This window comes from Pseudomonas sp. HP_12, from assembly GCF_055283955.1.
Genome location: NZ_JBTOQG010000061.1, coordinates 1 through 21,335 on the forward strand (window position 1 = coordinate 1; position 21,335 = coordinate 21,335).

Genomic DNA, 21,335 nt, shown 5'->3' on the forward strand with positions numbered 1-21,335 from the left:
TATAGAGAGCCGGTGCGACGGCTTTCCCTGAGAGTTCGTCAAGGTCGCAAGCGCACCCACAGACTCGAATATGAAGAGGTAAGCCTCAAGGGCTTCGTGAGCTTGTTCGTAGTCTGCGGGTGCATGTTCCTTCTTGCCGAAAACAGACATCCAGCGAAATCAGTATCGGCTAGAAAAGAACGGAACACCTATATCGTGAGCAAGCTCACTCCCACCGGTTCTGCGACTTTCCCGATACCTCGAACAGACGAATATCCTGTGGGAGCGAGCTTGCTCGCGAAGCGGCCTGAGCATCCGCTGAATCCTCGGCGGCTGGAACGCCGCCTTCGTGAGCAAGGCGGAGCGCCACCCCGGTCACTCCCACAAGGAGCCGGGTTAAGCCCGGGCCTGCAGCTTCTTCTCGATCACATCCATCAACATGCCGCCAATGTCCGTCCCGAACGCGTTATCGATCTCGCGGATGCACGTCGGGCTGGTGACGTTGATTTCGGTCAGGTGCTCGCCAATTACGTCCAGGCCTACAAACAGCAAGCCTTTTTCCCGCAGCGTCGGGCCGATTTCGGCGGCGATCCAGCGATCGCGGTCCGTCAGTGGGCGGGCTTCGCCACGACCACCAGCTGCCAGATTGCCTCGGGTTTCGCCGGCGGCCGGGATGCGCGCCAGGCAATACGGCACGGGTTCGCCGTCGACCATCAGAATGCGCTTGTCGCCGTCCTTGATCGCCGGCAGATAGGCCTGCGCCATGATCTGCTCATTGCCGTGCTTGGTCAGGGTTTCCAGAATCACCGACAAGTTCGGATCGCCAACGCGGTGGCGGAAGATCGATGCGCCGCCCATGCCGTCCAGCGGCTTGAGAATGACATCGCCGTGCTTGGCGGCGAACTCGCGAATGATGTCCGCGCGACGGCTGACCAGCGTGGGCGGGGTGCATTGCGGGAACAGCGTGGCGAACAGCTTCTCGTTGCAGTCACGCAGGCTTTGCGGCTTGTTGACCACCAGCACGCCGGCGCGCTCGGCTTGTTCGAGCAGATAGGTGGAGTAGACGAATTCCATGTCGAACGGCGGATCCTTGCGCATCAGGATCACGTCGAGGTCGTCCAGCCCGCTGTCGACTTCGGCCTCCAGCTCGAACCAGTGGGCCGGGTCGGCGAAGACTTTCAGCGGCTTCATGCGGGCGCGGGCCTGGCCGGCGTCCTGATACAGGTCGTGCTGCTCCATATAGAACAACGACCAGCCGCGGGCTTGCGCTGCCAGGAGCATGGCCAGCGAGCTGTCCTTTTTATAGGAGATGCGCTCGATGGGGTCCATGACGATTCCCAGGCGAATGCTCATGGGTAATATCCTCTGATCGGTAATGGCCACGACAGGCCGAAAATAGGCGTCAGGGTGGCGCCGCGCCGGCTTTGGGTCAAGGGGCAAGGCTTTATGGATTGACCGTGGAGAGTGTGCTAAAAAGGCTCGGCATCCGGTGTCGCGCCAGCTGTCTTTGGCGCCTCCCGATGATCCCGACCCAAAACCAGATGCCCGGCAGAAGGCAACCCATCTGATTCGCCGCGGCGATGGTAGAGCAGATATGGAACAGCATTCAGCCCCATTGAAAGTGATGGTCATCGACGATTCCCGGACGATTCGTCGCACCGCCGAGACCCTGCTGAAAAACGTCGGCTGTGAAGTGATAACCGCCATCGACGGCTTCGACGCACTGGCCAAGATTGCCGACAATCATCCCAGAATCATCTTCGTCGACATCATGATGCCCAGGCTCGACGGGTATCAGACGTGCGCGTTGATCAAGAACAATCGGGCGTTCAAATCCACGCCGGTGATCATGCTGTCCTCAAGGGACGGGCTGTTCGACAAGGCCAAGGGGCGCATCGTCGGTTCCGATCAGTTTTTGACCAAACCGTTCAGCAAGGAAGAACTGCTCAGTGCGATCAAGGCCCATGTGCCCGGTTTCGTTGCAGTAGAACAACAACTATCTTGATGCCGACCCCCTCGTGCGGGACGGCTGTTTCTATGGGGAAGCACCATGGCTCGAATTCTGATCGTCGATGACTCGCCGACCGAAATGTACAAGCTGACCGGCATGCTGGAGAAGCACGGCCATCAGGTCCTCAAGGCCGAGAACGGTGCCGATGGCGTGGCCCTGGCCCGTCAGGAAAAGCCCGATGCCGTCCTGATGGACATCGTCATGCCGGGCCTGAACGGTTTCCAGGCGACCCGTCAGCTGACCAAGGACGCTGACACCAGCATGATCCCCGTGATCATGATCACCACCAAGGATCAGGAAACCGACAAGGTCTGGGGCAAACGCCAGGGCGCGCGGGATTACCTGACCAAGCCGGTGGACGAAGAAACCCTCATGAAAACCCTGAACGCGGTGCTCGCGGGCTGACCCCCGGCTGACGCTCATGGCTCAGTCACAAACCGCCTTCCAGCTGCTGCTCGATATCGACCAGCGCTGCCGCTCCCTCGCTGCCGGCCTGCCGCTGCAGGAAACCCGCCAGCAAGGTTGGAGCGGCATCGGCTTTCGCATGGGCGAGCGCCATTACGTGGCGCCCATGGGCGAGGTCGACGAAATCCTCCATGAGCCGCGCTGCGCGGTGTTGCCGGGTGCCAAGGCGTGGGTTTGCGGCATTGCCAATCTGCGCGGCCGCCTATTGCCGATCATGGATCTGTGCGCATTCTTCGGCCACGAACTCTCACCACTGCGCAAACACCGCCGCGTGCTGGTCATCGACTTTGAGGGTGTGTTCGTCGGTCTGCTGATTGACGAGGTGTTGGGCATGCAGCATTTCAGCGAGCGCAGCCTGATGCCTGAACTGGCGCACGACGGCGAACCCCGCGTCGCGCCTTACATACAAGGACGGTTCGTCCGTGAGCAGGCCTGGCAGGTGTTCAGCCCGCGCGCGCTGGTGCAGTCGGCTGAGTTTATGGACGTGGCGCTCTGATGCGCGGGGCTGAACAGTGCAGGTGCAGAAGGCTGATGCCCTCCCTCAATCGAACATCAGGCGGAGCCCTGAGCAATGAGTAATACCGGCAAGTCACTGGAAGGCGCGCGCAGCCGATCGCAGATCGTCGTGCTGTTCATCTGCCTCATCGTTTTCATCATGCTGCTGTTCGTCAACTTCGCATACCTCAGCACGCAGTCCAACTACGACAAACAATACATCGGCCACGCCGGCGAGCTGCGCGTGCTGTCCCAGCGCATCGCCAAGAACGCCACAGAAGCGGCGGCGGGCAAGGCGGCGGCATTCAAGTTGCTGGCCGATGCGCGCAACGACTTCGACACGCGCTGGCAGTATCTGAAGAAAGGCGACAAAAACACCGGCCTGCCTGCTGCGCCAGCTGCGGTGAGCGATGAGCTGAAAGCGGTGCAGACCGACTGGGAAAACCTGCGCAAAAGCACTGACGTGATTCTTGCCCGTGAGCAGACCGTGCTCTCGCTGCATCAGGTCGCGGCAACCCTTGCCGAGACCATTCCGCAATTGCAGATCGAGTCTGAGAAAGTCGTCGACATCCTCCTGCAAACCCGTGCGCCCGCCAGCCAGGTGGCCCTTGCCCAGCGTCAGTCGCTGCTGGCCGAGCGGATACTGGGCGCGGTCAACACCGTGCTGTCCGGCGATGAGACTGCCGTCCAGGCGGCCGATGCGTTTGGTCGCGATGCCAGCCAGTTCGGGCGCGTGCTCAACGGCATGCTCGAAGGCAACGCCACCCTGAAAATCGCCCAGGTCGAAGACCGCGATGCGCGGGCGCGGCTGGCCGAGATTGCCGAGCTGTTCCAGTTCGTCTCCGGGTCGGTCGACGAAATCCTCGAAACCTCGCCGGAGCTGCTGGAAGTCCGTGAATCGTCGGGCAGCATTTTCAACCTCTCGCAGACGCTCCTCGACGAAGCCTCGGTGCTGGCCAACAGTTTCGAGCACATGGCCGGTGGTCGCGCAGCCTACAGCTATGGCGGCTACATTCTGGGCCTGTTGGCGCTGGCGTCGATCATCCTGATTGGCTTGGTGATGGTGCGCGAAACCAACCGGCAACTGCGCGAAACCGCCGAGAAGAACGAGCGCAACCAGAACGCGATCATGCGCCTGCTCGACGAAATCGAAGACCTTGCAGACGGCGACCTGACCGTGGCCGCCTCGGTCACCGAGGATTTCACCGGCGCGATTGCCGATTCGATCAACTACTCCATCGATCAACTGCGCGAATTGGTGTCGACCATCAACCTTACCGCCGAGCAAGTGTTCGGTGCCGTGAAGGACACGCAGACCACTGCCACCCAACTGGCCGCGGCGTCCGAGCATCAAGCTCTACAGATTGCCGCGGCGTCCAACGCCATCAATGACATGGCGACGTCCATTGATCAGGTCTCGGCCAATGCGTCCGTGTCCGTCACGGTGGCCGAGCGGTCCGTGACCATTGCCAACAAGGGCAACGAAGTGGTGCACAACACCATCACTGGCATGGACAACATCCGCGAGCAGATTCAGGACACCTCCAAGCGCATCAAGCGTCTGGGCGAGTCGTCCCAGGAGATTGGCGACATCGTCAGCCTGATCGATGACATCGCCGACCAGACTAATATTCTTGCGCTCAATGCCGCGATTCAGGCGTCGATGGCTGGGGATGCCGGGCGCGGCTTTGCGGTGGTGGCCGATGAAGTGCAGCGGCTGGCCGAGCGCTCGTCGTCGGCGACCAAGCAGATCGAAACCCTGGTGCGCGCGATTCAGAACGACACCAACGAAGCAGTGATCTCCATGGAGCAAACCACGGCGGAAGTGGTGCGCGGTGCGCGGCTGGCCCAGGATGCCGGTGTCGCGCTCGAAGAAATCGAAGGCGTGTCGAAGATCCTCGCCGGGCTGGTAGAAAGCATCACCAACGCGGCGCAGCAGCAGGCTGCATTGGGTCAGCAGATTTCCTCGACCATGCTGGTGATCCAGCAGACCACCACACAGACCACCTCAGGCACGGCGGCGACCGCCCGGAGCATGGGCAATCTGGCGAAGATGGCCAGCGAGATGCGCCGCTCGGTGTCCGGCTTCAAGTTGCCGGCCTCGCGACATTGATGGCCTGCTTGATAGCCCGGTTAATAATCCAGTCAATGCACATGAAGCAGCGTCAAGGCACAGGCAACCGGAGTCACCATGGCTGACCGTCACGATTACGTGGCCCTGGAGTGGGTCAAAGGCGAAATAGCCGAAACCCTCACACACGCCCGACAGGCGCTGGACACGTTCGTCGCCCAACCGCACGACGCCGCGGCAATGGACGAGTGCCTGGAGCTCATCCATCAGGTTCACGGCAGCCTGCAGATGATCGAGTTCTACGGCGCCGCGCTGTTCGCCGAGGAAATCGAACAGCTGGCGCTGGCGCTCAAAGAGGGCCACGTCGCCCAGGAAAGCGAAGCGATCCAGCTGCTGAATCTGGCGATGACGCAATTGCCGGTTTACCTGGAGCGTGTGCACTCCGCCCGCCGTGACCTGCCGTTGGTGGTGCTGCCGCTGCTCAACGATTTACGCAGCGCCCGGGGCGAAAGCCTGCTGTCGGAAACCAGCCTGTTCTCGCCGCAATTGCTGTCTATCCCCGCGCTTGATGCTCAGGCATTGGCCGAGCGCGACAATCCCGAATTGCCCGCGAAATTGCGCAAGCTGCGTCAGACGCTGCAAACCGCGCTGGTCGGGCTGCTTCGCGATCAGGACGTGCAGACTCAACTCGGTTACATGGGCAAGGTGTTCGCGCGGCTTGAGGTGTTGTGCGAGGACGCGCCCCTCGAACCGCTGTGGCGTATCGCGTCCGCGCTGGTCGAAACCATGCTCAGCGGCAATTTCACCAACAGCCCGGCGCTGCGCAGCCTGTTCAAGGATGCCGACAAAGAACTCAAACGTCTGCTGGATCAAGGCATTGAAGGCATCAATCAGCCTGCGCCCGACGAACTCCTGAAAAGCCTGTTGTTTTACATCGCCAAGTCCGACAGCGAGGCTCAGAAGATGACGGACTTGAAGGATCAGTACGCACTCGCCGATGCGCTGCCCCACAGCGCCTTGGTTGCTGAAGAACGTGCGCGCATGGCCGGGCCGGATCGCGACGCCATGCGCTCGGTGATCATTGCCTTGTGCGATGAGCTGGTACGGACCAAGGAGCGGCTCGACGTTTTCGTGCGCGGGGACCGTCAGCACGTCAGCGAGCTGAACGCCTTGCTGCCACCGTTGCGGCAGATCGCCGATACCCTGGCGGTGCTGGGTTTCGGCCAGCCGCGTAAAGTCATCATCGATCAGATGACCGTGGTGCAGGGCATGGCCCAGGGGCAACGCGCACCCGACGATGCCACCTTGATGGACGTCGCCGGTGCGCTGCTGTACGTCGAATCCACCCTCGCGGGCATGGCCGGAACGGTTAACCAGAGCAGCCCTGAAGAAAGCCGTCTGCCGACGACTGATCTCAGTCAGATTCACCAACTCGTCATCAAGGAAGCGCGCATCGTTCTGCAGCAGGCCAAGGACGTGATCGACGAGTACGTCGACGGTGAAATGGACCGGGCACGTCTGCTGCCGCTGTCGGAGCAATTGATTCAGGTGCGCGGCGCGCTGGCGATGATCCCGCTGGCGCGGGCATCCGGACTGCTGGCGGCCTGTAACGACTACATCACCGAACACTTGCTGGTTGACACCGAAAGCCCGGCGGCCTCGCAGCTCGATCACCTGGCGGACGTGATCATCGGCGTCGAGTATTACCTCGAACGCATGGCCGAAGACCCGGAAGCGCCGGGCGAACACGTGCTGGATCTGGCCCAGGAGAGTCTCGCCCGGCTTGGTTACTCGCCGGTCCCCGATGCACTGGATGTGCCGGTGCTCGAAGAAGTCATCAGCGAAGAAGAGCTGCAGGATTTGCACGAGCGGCAGGCCTTGGTCAGCCCAAGCCAGACCATCGCCGAAGTGCTGGCCAGCCCGCTGTCGGCGGTCAACCCGCCGGCGCGGAACATGCCGGCCAGTCTGTTGCCGCCGCCGAAGGGTGAGCAGGCGATCGATGACGAGCTGCGCGAAGTCTTCCTCGAAGAAACCGACGAGATGCTCGAAGCGTTGCGCGAGTACGTGCCGCGCTGGCTTGCCGATCCCGGCAACCTTTCGGCGCTGGGCGAGATTCGTCGCGCGTTTCACACGCTCAAGGGCAGCGGCCGGATGGTGCGCGCGCTGATTCTGGGCGAACTGGCGTGGTCGGTGGAAAACCTCCTTAACCGCGTGCTGGAGCACAGCGTCGAGCCGGACGCGCGGGTGCAGCAGTTGCTCACGGACGTACAGGCGTTGCTGCCGGACGTGATTCGCGATTTCGCCGAGGACGTTCAGCGTCAGCGTGACGATGTCGACCAACTGGCCGCCCAGGCCCATGCGCTGGCCCAAGGCGAAGCGAGTGACGTCGAGCCTGCGCAACGGCTGAGGGACGAAGAGGGTTTCGATCCGCAGTTGCTGGAGATCTTCCGTCAGGAAGCCCACACACACCTGAACACGGTGAGCCGTTATCTCGATGCTGCTCAGGGTGCCGATGCGCCGGTGTTCAGCAACGATTTGCTGCGCGCGCTGCACACCCTCAAGGGCAGCGCGTACATGGCGGGCGTCCTGCCGATCGCCGAGCTGGCGAGCCCGCTGGACCAACTGGTCCGCGAGTTCAAGACCAACCTGATCGAGGTCGGCCAGGCCGAGATCGACCTGCTGCGTGCGGCCGGGCCTTTGTTTCATCTAGGCCTCGCCCAGCTGAATGTCGACCCGCTGATGCCCATCGAAGGCGCAGCCGCCCTGATTCAACAGGCCCAGGAGCTGCTCGACGCACGGCTGGCCGATGCCTTGAGCGACGACAGCAATGGCCTGCGCACGCGGCGTAATCCGCAGTTGATCGCGAGCTTTCTGGCCGAAGGCATGGACATCCTGCTGGACGCCGACAACTTGCTCAAAGACTGGCGCCAGCACCCCGGCCACCGCCAGGAATTGAACGCGCTGCTCGACGAACTGACCATGCTCGGCCACGGCGCGCACGTCGCCGACCTGCCCCAGGTCGATGAGCTCTGCGAAGCACTGCTCGACCTGTATGGCGCCGTAGAGGAGAGCAGCCTTGCCGTCAGCGAGCGTTTTTTCGACGAAGCCGAAAAAGCCCACGAAGCACTGATCAACATGCTTGATCAGGTCGCCGCCGGACAGGAAGTCCAGCCGTGCCCTGAGCGCGTGAGCGCCTTGCGCGGTCTGCTCGCCGAGGCGCTGGACCCCGGCGCGATGGGGGTGATCAAAAGTAATGGCGCCGGAGCAACAAGCATCACGGAGATGGAAGAGGTCAGCGAACGCCTCGCTCAACCCGCCCGGCCTTCGCGCGATGATTTCGATCAGGAAATCGTCGAGATCTTCCTCGAAGAGGCGGTGGATATTCTCGACATCGCCGGTCCTGCGCTGCAACGCTGGCTCGACGACCCGGAAAACCCGCTGCCGCTGTCATCGTTGCAACGTGACCTGCACACCCTCAAAGGGGGCGCGCGCATGGCCGAAATCGGGCCGGTGGGCGACCTCGGCCATGAGCTGGAATCGCTCTACGAAGGCCTGATCGATCGACGTTGCGGTTACTCGCCACAACTGGCGGAGCTGTTGGTGCACAGCCACGATCACCTGTCGCTGATGCTTGAACAGCTGCAGCACCGTTCGGCATTGACCAGTCCCGCGCCGCTGATCGAGAAGATTCGCGAGTTTCGCCAGCGCAATTGCTACCTGCTGCCCAATGACGGCCAGACGCGCAATGTCAGTTCGATGATCCACTCGCTGGACGAACGCGATCCGGAACTGCTGGAAATCTTCCTCGAAGAAGCCGACGACATCATCGAGAGCAGCAGCGCGGCGTTGGTGCGCTGGCAAGCCGATCCGCAGAACATGCTTGAAGTGGAAAACCTGCTGCGCGATCTGCACACCCTCAAGGGCGGCGCGCGCATGGTTGAGATTGCGCCGATCGGCGACCTGGCCCATGAGCTGGAGTCGCTGTACGAAGGACTGTCGACGGGTGCGCTGAAGAACAGCGCGCTGCTCAACGGCCTGCTGCAAAGCGGCCACGACATGCTCGCCGACATGGTCGATGCCGTTCGCGGTTACGAGCCATTGCCCAACCCGGCGCTGCTGATCGAGAGCATCGGTCATTACACGTCATCCGGGGCCGCCCGCGAGCCTGTCGAAAAACCTCAGGAGGCGCCGGCTCTGCTGCCCGCGCCGGTTGTTGATACGGCGGCGCAGGCCGAGGCCGACGGCGAGCGCACCGGCCCGGAGATGATCAAGGTACCGGCCGAGCAACTGGAAGACCTGGCGAATCTGGCGGGGGAAACCTCGATATTCCGGGGCCGGGTCGAGCAGCAGGTCAGCGACGCGCAGGTCACACTGGTCGAGATGGAAACCACCATCGAGCGGATGCGCGATCAACTGCGCCGACTCGACATCGAAACCCAGGGCCGCATTCTCAGCCGCGATCACCCCGTTGATCGGCGCGGTTACGAAGCATTCGACCCGCTGGAAATGGACCGGCATTCGCAGCTGCAGCAGTTGTCCCGCGCGCTGTTCGAGTCCGCATCCGACCTGATGGACCTCAAGGAAACCCTCGACACCCGCGCCCATGAGGCCGAAACCCTCTTGCAGCAACAGGCGCGAGTGAACACCCAGCTTCAGGAAAGCCTGATGCGCACGCGCATGGTGCCGTTCGAGCGCATGGTGCCGCGCCTGCGCCGGATCGTCCGTCAGGTGTCGGGCGAGCTGAACAAGAAGGTCAAGTTCGACGTCATCAACGCCGAGGGCGAGATGGACCGCAACGTGCTCGAACGCATGGTCGCCCCGCTGGAGCACATGCTGCGCAACGCCGTCGATCACGGGCTTGAGAGCGTCGAGGAACGCCTGGCCGCCGGTAAATCCGAGTGGGGGCATATCACGCTGAGCCTGGCCCACGAAGGCGGCGACATCGTTATCGAGATGCGCGACGACGGCGCCGGTGTCGACTTCGAGGCCGTGCGGCGCAAGGCGATCAAGCGCGGCATCATCAGCCCCGACGCCGAGCTGAGCGAGCACGACATCCTGCAGTTCATCCTGCGCCCGGGCTTTTCCACCGCCGAGACCATCACCCAGATTTCCGGGCGCGGCGTCGGCATGGACGTGGTGCATGCCGAGGTCAAGGATCTCGGCGGTTCGATGGTCATTGATTCCAAAGCGGGAGAGGGCGCGCGTTTCCGTGTCCGCTTGCCGTTCTCGGTGTCGGTCAACCGTGCGCTGATGGTGCAGTGCGGCGAAGAACAGTACGCCGTGCCGCTGAACAGCATCGAGGGTATCGTGCGCGTGATGCCGAGCGAGCTGGAGACCTGTTATCAGTCCGTGCCGCCGCGCTATGAGTACAACGGGCGAACCTACGAGCTGCGTTATCTGGGCGAGCTGCTCAATAACGGTCATCCGCCGAAACTGGGCGGCCAGACACAGACCCAACCGCTGCCGGTGCTTCTCGTGCACGTACACGATCAATGGATTGCGGTGCAGGTGGATACGTTGGCCGGCTCGCGGGAGATCGTGGTGAAAAACCTGGGTCCGCAGTTTTCGTCGATACCCGGCATTGCCGGCGCGACCATTCTGGGAGACGGCCGCGTGGTGCTGATTCTCGACCTGTTTGCGCACATCCGGCGCTTTCACGCCAAGCTGCTGGCATTGCAGGTCGCCGGGCATGCGCCGGTGCGCTATGTCGAACCCGAACAGGCGCGGCCGTTGCTGGTGATGGTGGTGGATGACTCGGTGACGGTGCGCAAGGTCACCGGCCGCCTGCTGGAACGCAACGGCATGAACGTGCTGACGGCCAAGGATGGGGTCGATGCCATGGCGCTGCTGCAGGAGCACACCCCGGACATCATGCTGCTGGACATCGAAATGCCGCGCATGGACGGCTTTGAGGTGGTCAGCAAGATTCGCGGAGACGACGCCCTGAAGCACCTGCCGATCATTATGATCACGTCGCGATCAGGGCAGAAGCACCGCGACCACGCCATGGCGCTGGGGGTGAACGAATACATGAGCAAGCCGTATCAGGAAGCTGCTCTGTTGCAAAGCATTGCTCACTGGAGCCACGCCCATGTCTGACACCACGACGCAAACGGCGCGGCTGACCAGCCTGACCGGATTGCTCATCCCCCTCAGTGATCGGCACCTGCTGTTGCCCAACGTGGCGGTCGCCGAGCTGATCGACTATCAAGACAGCGTTGCCGACCCCGCCGCACCGCAGTGGTATTTGGGACCGATCAACTGGCGTAACCGCAGTTTGCCGCTGCTCAGTTTCGAAGCCGCCTGCGGCAGCCGCGCCCGTGTCGGAGGCCGCGCCCGCATCGTCGTGCTCAACGCACTCGGCGGTCGCCCTGACCTCAAATTCATCGCGTTGCTGACCCAAGGCATTCCGCGCTCCTGCAAACTCGACAGCCAACTCAGCTACGTCGACGTGCCGCTGGCCGAGCTGGAACTGGCCGCGGTGCAAGTGGGCGAGACAGTCGCGAAGATCCCTGACCTCGTGGCGCTGGAAGAGTGGCTGGTGGAGGCGGGGTTGGTTCAGATGACGCCAAACTTATAAGAGACGCCCCGGCTTTCAAACGCCGCAGATTGCATGCTGGACACAGCCCCCTGTAGGAGTGAGCTTGCTCGCGAAAGCTGTATTTCAAACGCTGAAGATTTGTTGATGTACCGACCCCTTCGCGAGCAAGCTGAACTGGCCTAATGATTTTGGACATCTCAATCGGGCGCTAAGATGACGCCCAAATCGGAGGTGTTATGGGCATGCGTACTTCTTACTCGAACGAATTCAAACTCAAAGCAGCGGCCATGGTGCTGGACGAGGGCCAATCAGTCCCTGAAGTCTGCGACAACCTCAGCATTGGCCGAACCGCGCTGCGTCGCTGGGTCGAACAAGTGCGTGCAGAGCGCCAAGGCGCAACGCCCGTCGGCGCCAAGGCAATTACCGCCGAGCAGCAGGAAATACAGCGACTCAAAACCTTGCTCAGGCAAAAGGATCGGGATATCGAAATCCTAAAAAAGGCCAGTGCTCTCCTGCTTTCGGACTCCAAAGATCATTCGAACTGATCAGCGAGCTGGGCAAGCACTATGGCGTTTACGATTGTTGCCGCGCGTTGGGAGTTAACCGCAGCAGTTTTTACGCCTGGCGCCAGCGCCAGGGCTTCGTCAACCGCAGCCGTGCAAGGCTTAGGGCTTTGCTGGTCAGGCTTCACAAGGAGTCGAGGGGATCAGCGGGGGCAAGAACGCTGTCCAGTGATCTTCGCAGCGAAGGGCATCAGGTTGGCCGATACATGGCCCGCACGCTCATGCGTGAATCCGGGGTCGTGAGCTGTCAGCGTCGTCCGCACAAATACAAGTCTTCAGGGGTCGAGGCATTGGTGGCGCCCCATCTGCTCAAACGCAAGTTCGATGTGAATGCCCCCAATACCGTGTGGTGCGGGGATGTAACGTACATAAAAGTGGGTAAGCAGTGGATGTATTTCGCCGCAGTGCTCGACTTGTTTGCACGCAGGGTTGTGGGCTGGTCCTTTTCGATGACACCCGACGCCTCGCTGACCTGTGAGGCGTTGAGAATGGCGGTTGAGCTTCGCGGGCGACCTAAAGATGTGCTATTTCACTCGGACCAAGGCTGTCAGTACACCAGCCATAAATTCCGGAACGAACTGGTGACCCATGGTTTAAGGCAGAGCATGAGTCGAAAAGGCGAGTGCTGGTATAACGCCCCGATGGAGCGATTTTTTGGCAGCCTGAAATCGGAGTGGGTGCCTAAAGAAGGATATTCGTCAGCGCATGAAGCACGGTTGGACGTGCAGCGTTATGTCATGCGTTACAACAGCCGCCGGCCCCACAGCTACAACGGCTACTGTTCGCCTGTAGCTGCGGAGCGAGCGGCTGCTTGAAAACCTAAATGGGTGTCCAGAATCACTTGACCAGTTCAAGCTCGCTCCCACGACTGCATGTCAGCCGCCGCAGAATGCATGCCCAACACAGCCCGCTGTAGGAGTGAGCTTGCTCGCGAAAGCTGTATTTCAGCCGCTGAAGATTTAGCGGCTGTCCCGGCCCCTTCGCGAGCAAGCTCGCTCCCACGCCTGCATGTCAGCCGCCGCAGATTGCATGCCCAACACAGCCCTTGTGGGAGTGAGCTTGCTCACGAAGGCTGCATTTCAAACGCTGAAGATTTGGTGGATGCACCGACCCCTTCGCGAGCAAGCTCGCTCCCACGAATGCATGTCAGCCGCCGCAGATTGCATGCCGGACATAGCCCTTGTAGGAGTGAGCTTGCTCGCGAAGGCAGAATTTCAGCCGCTGAAGATTTAGCGGCTGTCCCGGCTCTTTCGCGAGCAAGCTCGCTCCCACAATTTGATCTCCAGCATGCTCAACTTGTGTCTGTCTGGAGCATTCAAGAACTGCCAGCGGAAGCCGGCTCATATCAGGCTGAAGTATTTCGCTTTTACAGATTCGATATCGGTAAGGTTTGCTGCGTTGGCATCCGCTATGCCGTCCGAGATAGCCAGAATCTGCGCATCTCGGCTTCCAGGTAGCGGCTCAGTGCCCTCTGTAGATGGTATTGCCGATCACGCCCAGTGGTGCCGGCCAACGGGTCGAGTGTTTGTACTGTTTCTTCATCGGCTTGAAATGACAGGACAGTCGATGACATGAGATCTCCAGGCGCTTGAAAGGCATATATATCGTCTTCAACGGTAGGAGTCTGGGTCGGAAAAGGCAATTCAGACAGCTGCGACATGGCGCTCGGATATCAGATTTGTGAAGTGGGCAGTTTAAAAAGTCGAAAAGGGTCGATTGCGGTACATATATATCGTTTTCCTCCCCAATCCCTCCTAGACGATGAGCCGAATAAACCGCATATTCGGCTCATCCGGTGAGCCGAATAGAGTTTCTAATCGGCTCATGTACCTTCGAGGCGTCCTGTGAAACAGTCAGCAAAATGGATTTGGCAACACCCCAAATGGCCGTCCTTTTCCTGGGACGTGGAGCCGTTGGCGCCGCTGTTGCGGGCGTGTACCCGGGCGCAGGGTCAGTTGTTGGGGATGATTGGCGCGTCAGGCGCCGATGCGAATGTCGAGCGCGAACTGGACGCCTTATTGCAGAACGTCATCACCTCATCGGCCATTGAAGACGAGCAGCTCAATGTGGAGTCGGTGCGTTCTTCGCTGGCAAAACGGCTCGGGCTCGCCAGCGATGAACGCGTGACGGCGCGCAGTGAGGGTCTGGCAGAGTTGATGCTGGATGCCACCCAACAACATGACGCCCCGCTGACGTCCGAACGGCTGATGCATTGGCATCGCTTGTTGTTTCCCGAGACGAGCGCGCTGACGGCAAACCCCATCCAGGTTGGCGTGCTTCGGGGCCCCGAACCCATGCAGGTCGTGTCCGGTCGCATTGACCGACCCGTGGTGCATTTCGAGGCGCCTGGGCGCGAAGGCCTGGAGCAAAAGCTCGATGACTTTTTCTACTGGTTCAACAGTAGCCGCGCCGACCCTACCCTCGACCCGCTGATCCGCGCGGGCGTCGCACATTTCTGGTTCGTGACGCTGCATCCGTTCGACGATGGCAACGGACGTTTGACCCGCGCAATCACTGATCTGGCCATGGCCCAAGGCGAACACCAGGCCATACGCTTTTACGCCATGTCCGTCAGCATCCTCGCCCGTCGTCAGGACTACTACCGGGTCCTGGAGGCGACCCAGCGCGGTGGGCTGAATATCACTGAGTGGCTCGTTTGGTTTTTGCAGACGCTGCTCCATACGTTTGAGCAGGCCATCCAGCGCATCGACCGGGTTTTGGCGAAGGCGAGATTCTGGCAAGCCCATCGGGATGACGGGCTATCCACCGAGCAAATCAAAGTGCTCAACCGTTTGCTGAATGGCGACCTGTTGTCGGAGAGGCCGGACGCGGGTTTCACCGACGGCATCAGCGCCGCTCAATACCAGGCGGTCGCCAAGGTCAGTAAAGCCACCGCCACTCGGCATCTCGCAGATCTGTTGGGAAAAGACTGCCTGCGTAGACTTCCGGGCGGCGGGCGCAGCACCCGCTATCAGATCAACTGGCCCGACTGATCATTACTCTCACGGTAATGATTAGCGCATTTGCTTGATTGATGCCGAGCCGCCGCCCCTCCTAATCTGCCCCACGACAGCGAACTCGTGGAATCAGCATGACCACAACAACGAAACTTGACCCGCGCTGGTCGCGTCGTCGCACGGAAAAACTGCGACGGCTCGACCTGGTGCGTTCCTTCGCCGATGGCGTTGTACTGCCCACCGACAAGATTGTCACGGCGCTTGAGGCGCTGATTGCGCCGGGCGATCGCGTGGTGCTGGAAGGCAACAACCAGAAGCAGGCGGATTTTCTTTCGCGCTCACTGGTGAAGGCCGATCCCGGCAAGCTCCACGACCTGCACATGATCATGCCCAGCGTGGGTCGGGCCGAGCATCTGGACCTGTTCGAACGCGGCATCGCCCGCAAGCTGGACTTTTCGTTCGCCGGTACCCAAAGCCTGCGCATCAGCCAGTTGCTGGAAGACGGGCTGCTGGAAATCGGCGCGATTCATACCTACATCGAGCTGTATTCCCGCCTGCTGGTCGACCTGATTCCCAACGTCGTGCTCTCGGCCGGTTTCATGGCTGACCGGGCCGGCAACATTTACACCGGCGCCAGCACCGAAGACACTCCCGCCCTGATCGAACCGGCCGCCTTCAGCGACGGCATCGTCATCGTGCAGGTCAACCAGTTGGTGGATGACGTCAGCGACCTGCCGCGCGTGGACATCCCGGCGTCATGGGTCGACTTCGTGGTCGTCGCCGACAAGCCGTTCTACATCGAGCCGCTGTTCACCCGCGACCCGCGCCACATCAAGCCGGTGCACGTGCTGATGGCGATGATGGCGATTCGCGGGATCTACGAAAAACACAACGTCCAGTCCCTCAACCACGGCATCGGCTTCAACACCGCGGCGATCGAACTGATCCTGCCGACCTACGGTGAATCTCTGGGCCTGAAGGGCAAGATCTGCCGCAACTGGACGCTCAACCCGCATCCGACGCTGATCCCCGCCATCGAAAGCGGCTGGGTCGAAAGCGTGCATTGCTTCGGCACCGAACTGGGCATGGAAAACTACATTGCCGCACGGCCTGACGTGTTCTTTACCGGCCACGATGGCTCCATGCGTTCCAACCGGATGATGTGCCAGCTGGCCGGGCAGTACGCGGTTGACCTGTTCATCGGCGCCACGCTGCAAGTCGACGGCGACGGCCATTCCTCCACCGTCACCCGCGGGCGCCTCGCCGGCTTCGGCGGCGCGCCGAACATGGGCCACGACCCGCGCGGCCGACGTCACGCCACGCCTGCCTGGCTGGACATGCGCCAGCAGAGCGGTGACGGGCCGGACGCCTATCTTGAGCGCGGCAAGAAGCTTGTCGTGCAGATGGTCGAGACGTTTCAGGAGGGCGGCAAACCCACGTTCGTCGAGACCCTGGACGCCGTCGAAGTCGCGAAAAAAAGCGGCATGCCTCTGGCGCCGATCATGATCTACGGCGACGACGTCACCCATCTACTGACCGAAGAAGGCATCGCCTATCTGTACAAGGCGCGCAGCCTGAAGGAACGTCAGGCCATGATCGCCGCCGTCGCTGGCGTGACCTCCATCGGCCTGCGCCACAACCCCAAAGACACCGCCCGCATGCGCCGCGAAGGGCTGATCGCGCTGCCTGAAGACTTAGGGATTCGTCGCACCGACGCCAGCCGCGAACTGCTTGCCGCCAAGAGCATCGCCGAACTGGTGGAATGGTCCGGCGGTTTGTACAACCCGCCTGCGAAATTCAGGAGCTGGTAATGCGCGCATTCAACGTAGCTTTCGATGCCTTCGATGCAACGACGAACCCCGCGTCACTGGCAGAGCGCCTGGCCGATCTGGCGATTGATGCACTGATCGACGAAGCCGACCTGTCGCCAAAACCGGCGCTGGTTGATCGTCGCAGCAGTGGCGCCCACACGGACCTGCACCTGGGTCTGATGCACGCATCAGCGCTGTCGCTATGGCCCGCGTTCAAGCAGATGGCCGACGCCGCCATTGCCATCGGCGAGATCAATCCGCTGTTGAGGGAAACCATCGGACGCCTCGGTCGCGAAGGCGAAGGGGCGATGATGCGCACGACCAACGGGGCGAATACCCATCGCGGCGCGATCTGGGCACTGGGTTTGCTGGTCACCGCTGCCGCGCTGAATCCCGATCACATTTCCCCGGAGGGGCTGTGCCAACGCGCCGGCCAGCTGGCCTTGATCGAAGATCGTCACCAGACCGCCAACCAGAGCCACAGCCATGGCCAAACCGTTGTGCAGAAATACGGCGCAATGGGTGCCCGGGAGCAAGCGCAAGCGGGTTTCCCTGCCGTCATCCAAACCGGTTTGCCGCAACTCCTCCGTAGCCGCGCCGCCGGACATGGCGAGCAGAACGCGCGACTCGATGCGCTGCTGGCGATCATGACCACGCTGTCCGATACCTGCGTGCTGTATCGCGCGGGTGAAGCAGGCCTGCACGCCATGCAACACGGTGCGCAGCGGGTACTGGACGCCGGCGGCAGCGCGACCCTCAGCGGCCGTCGCGCGCTGAATCAGCTGGATCAACAACTGCTGGGCCTGAACGCCTCCCCCGGCGGCGCCGCCGATTTGCTCGCCGCTTGCCTGTTTATTGATCGCCTGGAGCCTGCGCTCGGCGATGAAACGAGGAACGTCTGATCATGGAAACCCTGTCTTTTGAATTCCCCGCCGGGCAGCCGCCAAGGGGGCGCGCGCTGGTGGGTTGTGTCGGTTCGGGTGATCTGGAAGTGCTGCTGGAGCCGGGTCAGCCGGGCAAGCTGACGATTCAGGTGCTGACGTCGGTCAACGGCAGCTCGGCGCGCTGGGAAAACCTGTTCCAGCGCATGTTCGACGGCCAGACGCCGCCGGCCCTAAGCATCGACATTCACGATTTCGGCGCCACGCCGGGCGTGGTTCGGCTGCGCCTGGAGCAAGGTTTCGAGGAGGTCGGTCATGACTGACAGCACGCGGCTTCTGCAGCAGCACAGTTTCGTCGAGCTCGGCGCCCGGCAACGCGCGCGCGCACTGCTGGATGACGGCAGTTTTCGTGAGCTGATCGATCCCTTCGAGCGCCTCGTCTCCCCTTGGCTGGCCAAGCAAGGCGTCGTGCCCCAGGCCGATGATGGCGTAGTGATCGCCAAAGGCACCATTGATGGCAAACCGGTGGTGATCTGCGCCATCGAAGGCGGATTTCAAGGCGGCAGCATGGGCGAGGTTGGCGGCGCCAAAATGGCCGGCGCGCTGGAATTGGCCGCCGAAGACAATCGCAAGGGCATTCCCACGGCAGCCGTTCTGTTGCTGGAAACCGGGGGCGTTCGCTTGCAGGAAGCCAATCTCGGACTGGCCGCCATCGCCGACATTCATGCCGCGATTGTTGATCTGCGTCGCTATCAGCCGGTAATCGGCGTAGTGGCGGGCAGCGTCGGCTGCTTCGGCGGCATGTCGATTGCGGCGGGCTTGTGCAGTTATCTGGTCGTCACTCAGGAAGCGCGTCTCGGCCTGAACGGCCCGCAAGTGATCGAGCAGGAAGCCGGCATTGAAGAATACGACTCCCGCGACCGGCCGTTCATCTGGAGCCTGACCGGGGGCGAGCAACGTTTTGCCAGCGGTCTGGTGGACGCCTTTGTCGCCGACGATATCAGCGCCATTCAGCAACAGGTGCATGCGTTGTTGCACAAGGGCAAGCCCGAGCAGGAACGCAGCAGTCGATACGCGTGGTTCCTCGAGCGTTTGTCGCACTTGGAGACTGCCCAGCAGATAGCGCCCGCTTCGGTGCGCGCTGCCTATCAAGGAGACCGGTCATGAGTGCTTACTCACTCCGTGGATTGAACTGGTTCAACGCGCTGGCCGCAAACGCCGCTGAAGTGGCGGGGCTGCCGGCGTCGGTGAAAGCAGCGGATGGCGTACTGGGTGATCGCCCGGCGCGATTCCTGGCGGTGGTCGCTGACCCTGCCAACCGCTTTCCCCGCGCACAAAGCGGCGAAGTCGGATTGCTGGAAGGATGGGGTCTGGCCCAGGCCGTGGACAGCGCCATCGAACTGGATCGGGACAGCGACAACAAGCGGACATTGATCGCGATCATCGACGTGCCGAGTCAGGCCTATGGTCGCCGCGAAGAAGCGCTGGGTATTCACCAGGCGCTGGCCGGCGCGGTTGACGCCTATGCTCGGGCGCGCCTGGCCGGGCATCCGGTGATTGGGCTGTTGGTGGGCAAGGCCATGTCGGGGGCCTTCCTCGCCCACGGCTATCAGGCCAATCGCCTGATTGCCCTGCGCGATCCGGGCGTCATGGTTCATGCCATGGGCAAGGCTTCCGCGGCGCGGGTGACACTGCGCAGCGTCGAGGAACTGGAAAAACTCGCCGCCAGCGTGCCGCCGATGGCCTATGACATCGACAGCTATGCCAGCCTCGGTTTGCTGTGGGAAACCCTGTCGGTCAGTCAGATCGAGCAGCCCACGGCGTCGGATCTTACGCTGGTTCAGGACTGCCTGATTGCAGCGATCAAAGACACCCTTGCCGGCGCCAATGACCTGAGTTCACGCCTCGGCGCGCCGAACCGTGGGGCGTCGTCGAAAGTCCGCGAGCTGTTGCGGGCGCAGTGGTAATGAGTAGTTTCCAGCCGGTGCTGCCCCACGACCTGTTGTGGGGTCTGCCGACGGCTGCGTTGCCGATCGACGCGCCGGCGTGGGCGTTCGAGGCCATCGGCTTGGGTCATCCGGTGGTAGTGCGCCGCGCTCGCGTCGGGGCAGGACTGGTGGCGGTGGGCGTGCGGGGGCGTTCGCGGGATCAGCGCTACGCCACTCACATGAAACTCACCGATGTGCAGCGGCGCGTGCCGCCTGAAGAGTTGATCGCCATGACGCCCGAAGCTGACTGGCCGGCGTTGCGCGCCTTGCAGCAGATTCGTCCAGTGATGGACGCGCTCGGCCTGCCGTGGGGCGTGGCGGGTGGCGCCGGTTTCGAGCTGGCGAGTGGCGTGGCCGTGCTGCACGCGGACAGCGATCTCGATCTCATCTTGCGCACCCCGGATTTTCTTGATCGCCAGCACGCCGCTCGTTTGGTCTATCAGCTTGCCAGCGCGGTGTGTCGCATCGACCTTCAGTTGCAAACCCCCTTTGGTGCAGTCGCGCTGCGCGAGTGGGCAGGACCGTCACGCCAGGTGCTGCTCAAAGCCGAAGACGGCGCGCGGCTTGTGGATAACCCTTGGCTGGCGCAGGCGGTTGCGGCATGAGCAGCTTCTGGGCGTTTCCCGGCCAGGGCGCGCAACAGCCGGGCATGCTCCATGGGCTGCCGGAGCATCCCTTGGTTGAACAGTGTCTGGCAGAAGCGAGCGCTGCATTGAGCGAGGACGTCCTGACGCTGGATAAGGCCGCCTCCCTGCAATCGACGCGAGCTGTTCAGCTGTGCCTGTTAATCGCGGGCGTCGCGTGCGCCCGGGTGCTGATGGCCGATGGGAACACCCCCGACATGGTCGCAGGTTTGTCCATCGGTGCTTATCCGGCGGCAGTGATCGCGGAGGCTCTGGATTTTTCGGATGCCGTGCGTCTGGTGGCGCTGCGGGGTGAGCTGATGCAAAGCGCTTATCCACAGGGCTACGGCATGACCGCGCTGATCGGGCTGGACCAACCCACGGTCGAAAGCCTGATCGCACGCATTCACAGCGTTGAGACGCCGGTCTATCTGGCCAACATCAACGCTGATACCCAGTTCGTTATTGCTGGCCGAGACGAAGCCATGACGGCCGTCGCTGCGCTCGCAAAAGAGCAGGGCGCTGCGGGGGCCAAGCGGCTGGCGGTCAGCGTACCGTCCCATTGCGAACTGCTGGCCGAACCGGCACGCGCCCTTGCCGATGCATTCGCCCGAGTTTCCGTGAAAGCGCCGACGCTGAAATACCTCAGCGGCAGCACCGCGCGGCCGGTGCTCAGCGCCGACAAGGTCCGCGACGATCTGGCGTTCAACATGTGCCGGGTGATCGACTGGCGCAGCACGGTGCAAACCGCCTACGAGCGAGGTGCGCGGCTGCACATCGAACTGCCGCCGGGCACCGTGCTGACAGGCCTGGCGCGTCGCGTTTTCGAACAAGGATCGGTCGTCGCCTTTCAGGGCGCCCGGCTGGACACGCTCAGCGCGCTGTCACGAGAGGAGGAACGCCGCCACTCATAAACCGACTGCTGCTTTCGAAGGAACACAAAAACAACA

General features: G+C 62.0%; 17 protein-coding genes. 16 read left to right on the forward strand and 1 reads right to left on the reverse strand.

What is annotated here, in order from left to right:
* Window positions 1–375 precede the first annotated feature (375 nt).
* Complete coding sequence (gene gshB / locus ACYASU_RS25030; protein WP_463584408.1) at window positions 376–1,332, reverse strand: glutathione synthase; 957 nt, start codon at window positions 1,330–1,332, stop codon at window positions 376–378.
* 241 nt (window positions 1,333–1,573) lie between these two features.
* Here gshB and pilG point away from each other — a divergent pair, with 241 nt between their 5' ends.
* The 16 genes from pilG (at window position 1,574) to mdcH (ending at window position 21,299) form a co-directional block, all read left to right on the forward strand.
* On the forward strand, window positions 1,574–1,984 hold the full coding sequence (gene pilG / locus ACYASU_RS25035) for a twitching motility response regulator PilG (RefSeq protein ID WP_065991170.1): 411 nt from the start codon (window positions 1,574–1,576) through the stop codon (window positions 1,982–1,984).
* A gap of 45 nt (window positions 1,985–2,029) precedes the next feature.
* Window positions 2,030–2,395, forward strand: coding sequence for a twitching motility response regulator PilH (gene pilH / locus ACYASU_RS25040; RefSeq protein ID WP_065991171.1), 366 nt, complete (start codon window positions 2,030–2,032; stop codon window positions 2,393–2,395).
* 16 nt (window positions 2,396–2,411) lie between these two features.
* Window positions 2,412–2,951 carry a chemotaxis protein CheW gene (locus ACYASU_RS25045; RefSeq protein ID WP_192172972.1) on the forward strand — a complete coding sequence of 180 codons (540 nt, stop codon included), beginning with the start codon at window positions 2,412–2,414 and terminating at the stop codon, window positions 2,949–2,951.
* Between the two features lie 75 nt (window positions 2,952–3,026).
* Window positions 3,027–5,063, forward strand: a complete 2,037-nt coding sequence (locus ACYASU_RS25050) for a methyl-accepting chemotaxis protein (RefSeq protein WP_463584409.1) — start codon at window positions 3,027–3,029, stop codon at window positions 5,061–5,063.
* Between the two features lie 78 nt (window positions 5,064–5,141).
* Window positions 5,142–11,120 carry a hybrid sensor histidine kinase/response regulator gene (locus ACYASU_RS25055; RefSeq protein ID WP_463584410.1) on the forward strand — a complete coding sequence of 1,993 codons (5,979 nt, stop codon included), beginning with the start codon at window positions 5,142–5,144 and terminating at the stop codon, window positions 11,118–11,120.
* On the forward strand, window positions 11,113–11,601 hold the full coding sequence (locus ACYASU_RS25060; protein WP_122536410.1) for a chemotaxis protein CheW: 489 nt from the start codon (window positions 11,113–11,115) through the stop codon (window positions 11,599–11,601). The genes ACYASU_RS25055 and ACYASU_RS25060 overlap by 8 nt, the downstream gene beginning before the upstream one ends.
* Window positions 11,602–11,804: 203 nt before the next feature.
* Complete coding sequence (locus ACYASU_RS25065; protein WP_241090298.1) at window positions 11,805–12,107, forward strand: transposase; 303 nt, start codon at window positions 11,805–11,807, stop codon at window positions 12,105–12,107.
* Between the two features lie 8 nt (window positions 12,108–12,115).
* Window positions 12,116–12,940 carry an IS3 family transposase gene (locus ACYASU_RS25070; protein WP_463584544.1) on the forward strand — a complete coding sequence of 275 codons (825 nt, stop codon included), beginning with the start codon at window positions 12,116–12,118 and terminating at the stop codon, window positions 12,938–12,940.
* A gap of 1,029 nt (window positions 12,941–13,969) precedes the next feature.
* Window positions 13,970–15,118 carry a Fic family protein gene (locus ACYASU_RS25075; RefSeq protein WP_463584411.1) on the forward strand — a complete coding sequence of 383 codons (1,149 nt, stop codon included), beginning with the start codon at window positions 13,970–13,972 and terminating at the stop codon, window positions 15,116–15,118.
* Window positions 15,119–15,216: 98 nt separating this feature from the next.
* Window positions 15,217–16,893 (forward strand): malonate decarboxylase subunit alpha, encoded by a 1,677-nt coding sequence (gene mdcA, locus ACYASU_RS25080; protein ID WP_463584412.1) that lies wholly within the window; start codon window positions 15,217–15,219, stop codon window positions 16,891–16,893.
* Window positions 16,893–17,795, forward strand: coding sequence for a triphosphoribosyl-dephospho-CoA synthase (locus tag ACYASU_RS25085; protein WP_463584413.1), 903 nt, complete (start codon window positions 16,893–16,895; stop codon window positions 17,793–17,795). The genes mdcA and ACYASU_RS25085 overlap by 1 nt, the downstream gene beginning before the upstream one ends.
* 2 nt (window positions 17,796–17,797) lie before the next feature.
* The gene (locus ACYASU_RS25090) at window positions 17,798–18,097 is read left to right on the forward strand and encodes a malonate decarboxylase subunit delta (RefSeq protein ID WP_346627238.1); all 300 of its coding nucleotides are present in this window, start codon (window positions 17,798–17,800) and stop codon (window positions 18,095–18,097) included.
* Window positions 18,090–18,941 carry a biotin-independent malonate decarboxylase subunit beta gene (locus ACYASU_RS25095; RefSeq protein WP_463584414.1) on the forward strand — a complete coding sequence of 284 codons (852 nt, stop codon included), beginning with the start codon at window positions 18,090–18,092 and terminating at the stop codon, window positions 18,939–18,941. Before ACYASU_RS25090 ends, ACYASU_RS25095 begins: the two co-directional genes overlap by 8 nt.
* A complete protein-coding gene (gene mdcE / locus ACYASU_RS25100) occupies window positions 18,938–19,741 on the forward strand; it encodes a biotin-independent malonate decarboxylase subunit gamma (RefSeq protein WP_463584415.1) in 804 nt (267 codons plus the stop codon). The genes ACYASU_RS25095 and mdcE overlap by 4 nt, the downstream gene beginning before the upstream one ends.
* Window positions 19,735–20,367: a malonate decarboxylase holo-ACP synthase gene (locus ACYASU_RS25105; RefSeq protein WP_463584416.1), complete on the forward strand. Its 633-nt coding sequence runs from the start codon at window positions 19,735–19,737 to the stop codon at window positions 20,365–20,367. The genes mdcE and ACYASU_RS25105 overlap by 7 nt, the downstream gene beginning before the upstream one ends.
* Window positions 20,364–21,299, forward strand: a complete 936-nt coding sequence (gene mdcH / locus ACYASU_RS25110) for a malonate decarboxylase subunit epsilon (RefSeq protein ID WP_463584417.1) — start codon at window positions 20,364–20,366, stop codon at window positions 21,297–21,299. Before ACYASU_RS25105 ends, mdcH begins: the two co-directional genes overlap by 4 nt.
* The last annotated feature ends 36 nt before the right edge of the window (window positions 21,300–21,335 follow it).

What these genes read in the sequence shown, in the direction of transcription:
- gshB (WP_463584408.1), bottom strand. Translation starts at nt 1,332, where the DNA reads ATGAGCATTCGCCTGGGAATCGTCATGGACCCCATCGAGCGCATCTCC.
- pilG (WP_065991170.1), top strand. Translation starts at nt 1,574, where the DNA reads ATGGAACAGCATTCAGCCCCATTGAAAGTGATGGTCATCGACGATTCC.
- pilH (WP_065991171.1), top strand. Translation starts at nt 2,030, where the DNA reads ATGGCTCGAATTCTGATCGTCGATGACTCGCCGACCGAAATGTACAAG.
- ACYASU_RS25045 (WP_192172972.1), top strand. Translation starts at nt 2,412, where the DNA reads ATGGCTCAGTCACAAACCGCCTTCCAGCTGCTGCTCGATATCGACCAG.
- ACYASU_RS25050 (WP_463584409.1), top strand. Translation starts at nt 3,027, where the DNA reads ATGAGTAATACCGGCAAGTCACTGGAAGGCGCGCGCAGCCGATCGCAG.
- ACYASU_RS25055 (WP_463584410.1), top strand. Translation starts at nt 5,142, where the DNA reads ATGGCTGACCGTCACGATTACGTGGCCCTGGAGTGGGTCAAAGGCGAA.
- ACYASU_RS25060 (WP_122536410.1), top strand. Translation starts at nt 11,113, where the DNA reads ATGTCTGACACCACGACGCAAACGGCGCGGCTGACCAGCCTGACCGGA.
- ACYASU_RS25065 (WP_241090298.1), top strand. Translation starts at nt 11,805, where the DNA reads ATGCGTACTTCTTACTCGAACGAATTCAAACTCAAAGCAGCGGCCATG.
- mdcA (WP_463584412.1), top strand. Translation starts at nt 15,217, where the DNA reads ATGACCACAACAACGAAACTTGACCCGCGCTGGTCGCGTCGTCGCACG.
- ACYASU_RS25085 (WP_463584413.1), top strand. Translation starts at nt 16,893, where the DNA reads ATGCGCGCATTCAACGTAGCTTTCGATGCCTTCGATGCAACGACGAAC.
- ACYASU_RS25090 (WP_346627238.1), top strand. Translation starts at nt 17,798, where the DNA reads ATGGAAACCCTGTCTTTTGAATTCCCCGCCGGGCAGCCGCCAAGGGGG.
- ACYASU_RS25095 (WP_463584414.1), top strand. Translation starts at nt 18,090, where the DNA reads ATGACTGACAGCACGCGGCTTCTGCAGCAGCACAGTTTCGTCGAGCTC.
- mdcE (WP_463584415.1), top strand. Translation starts at nt 18,938, where the DNA reads ATGAGTGCTTACTCACTCCGTGGATTGAACTGGTTCAACGCGCTGGCC.
- mdcH (WP_463584417.1), top strand. Translation starts at nt 20,364, where the DNA reads ATGAGCAGCTTCTGGGCGTTTCCCGGCCAGGGCGCGCAACAGCCGGGC.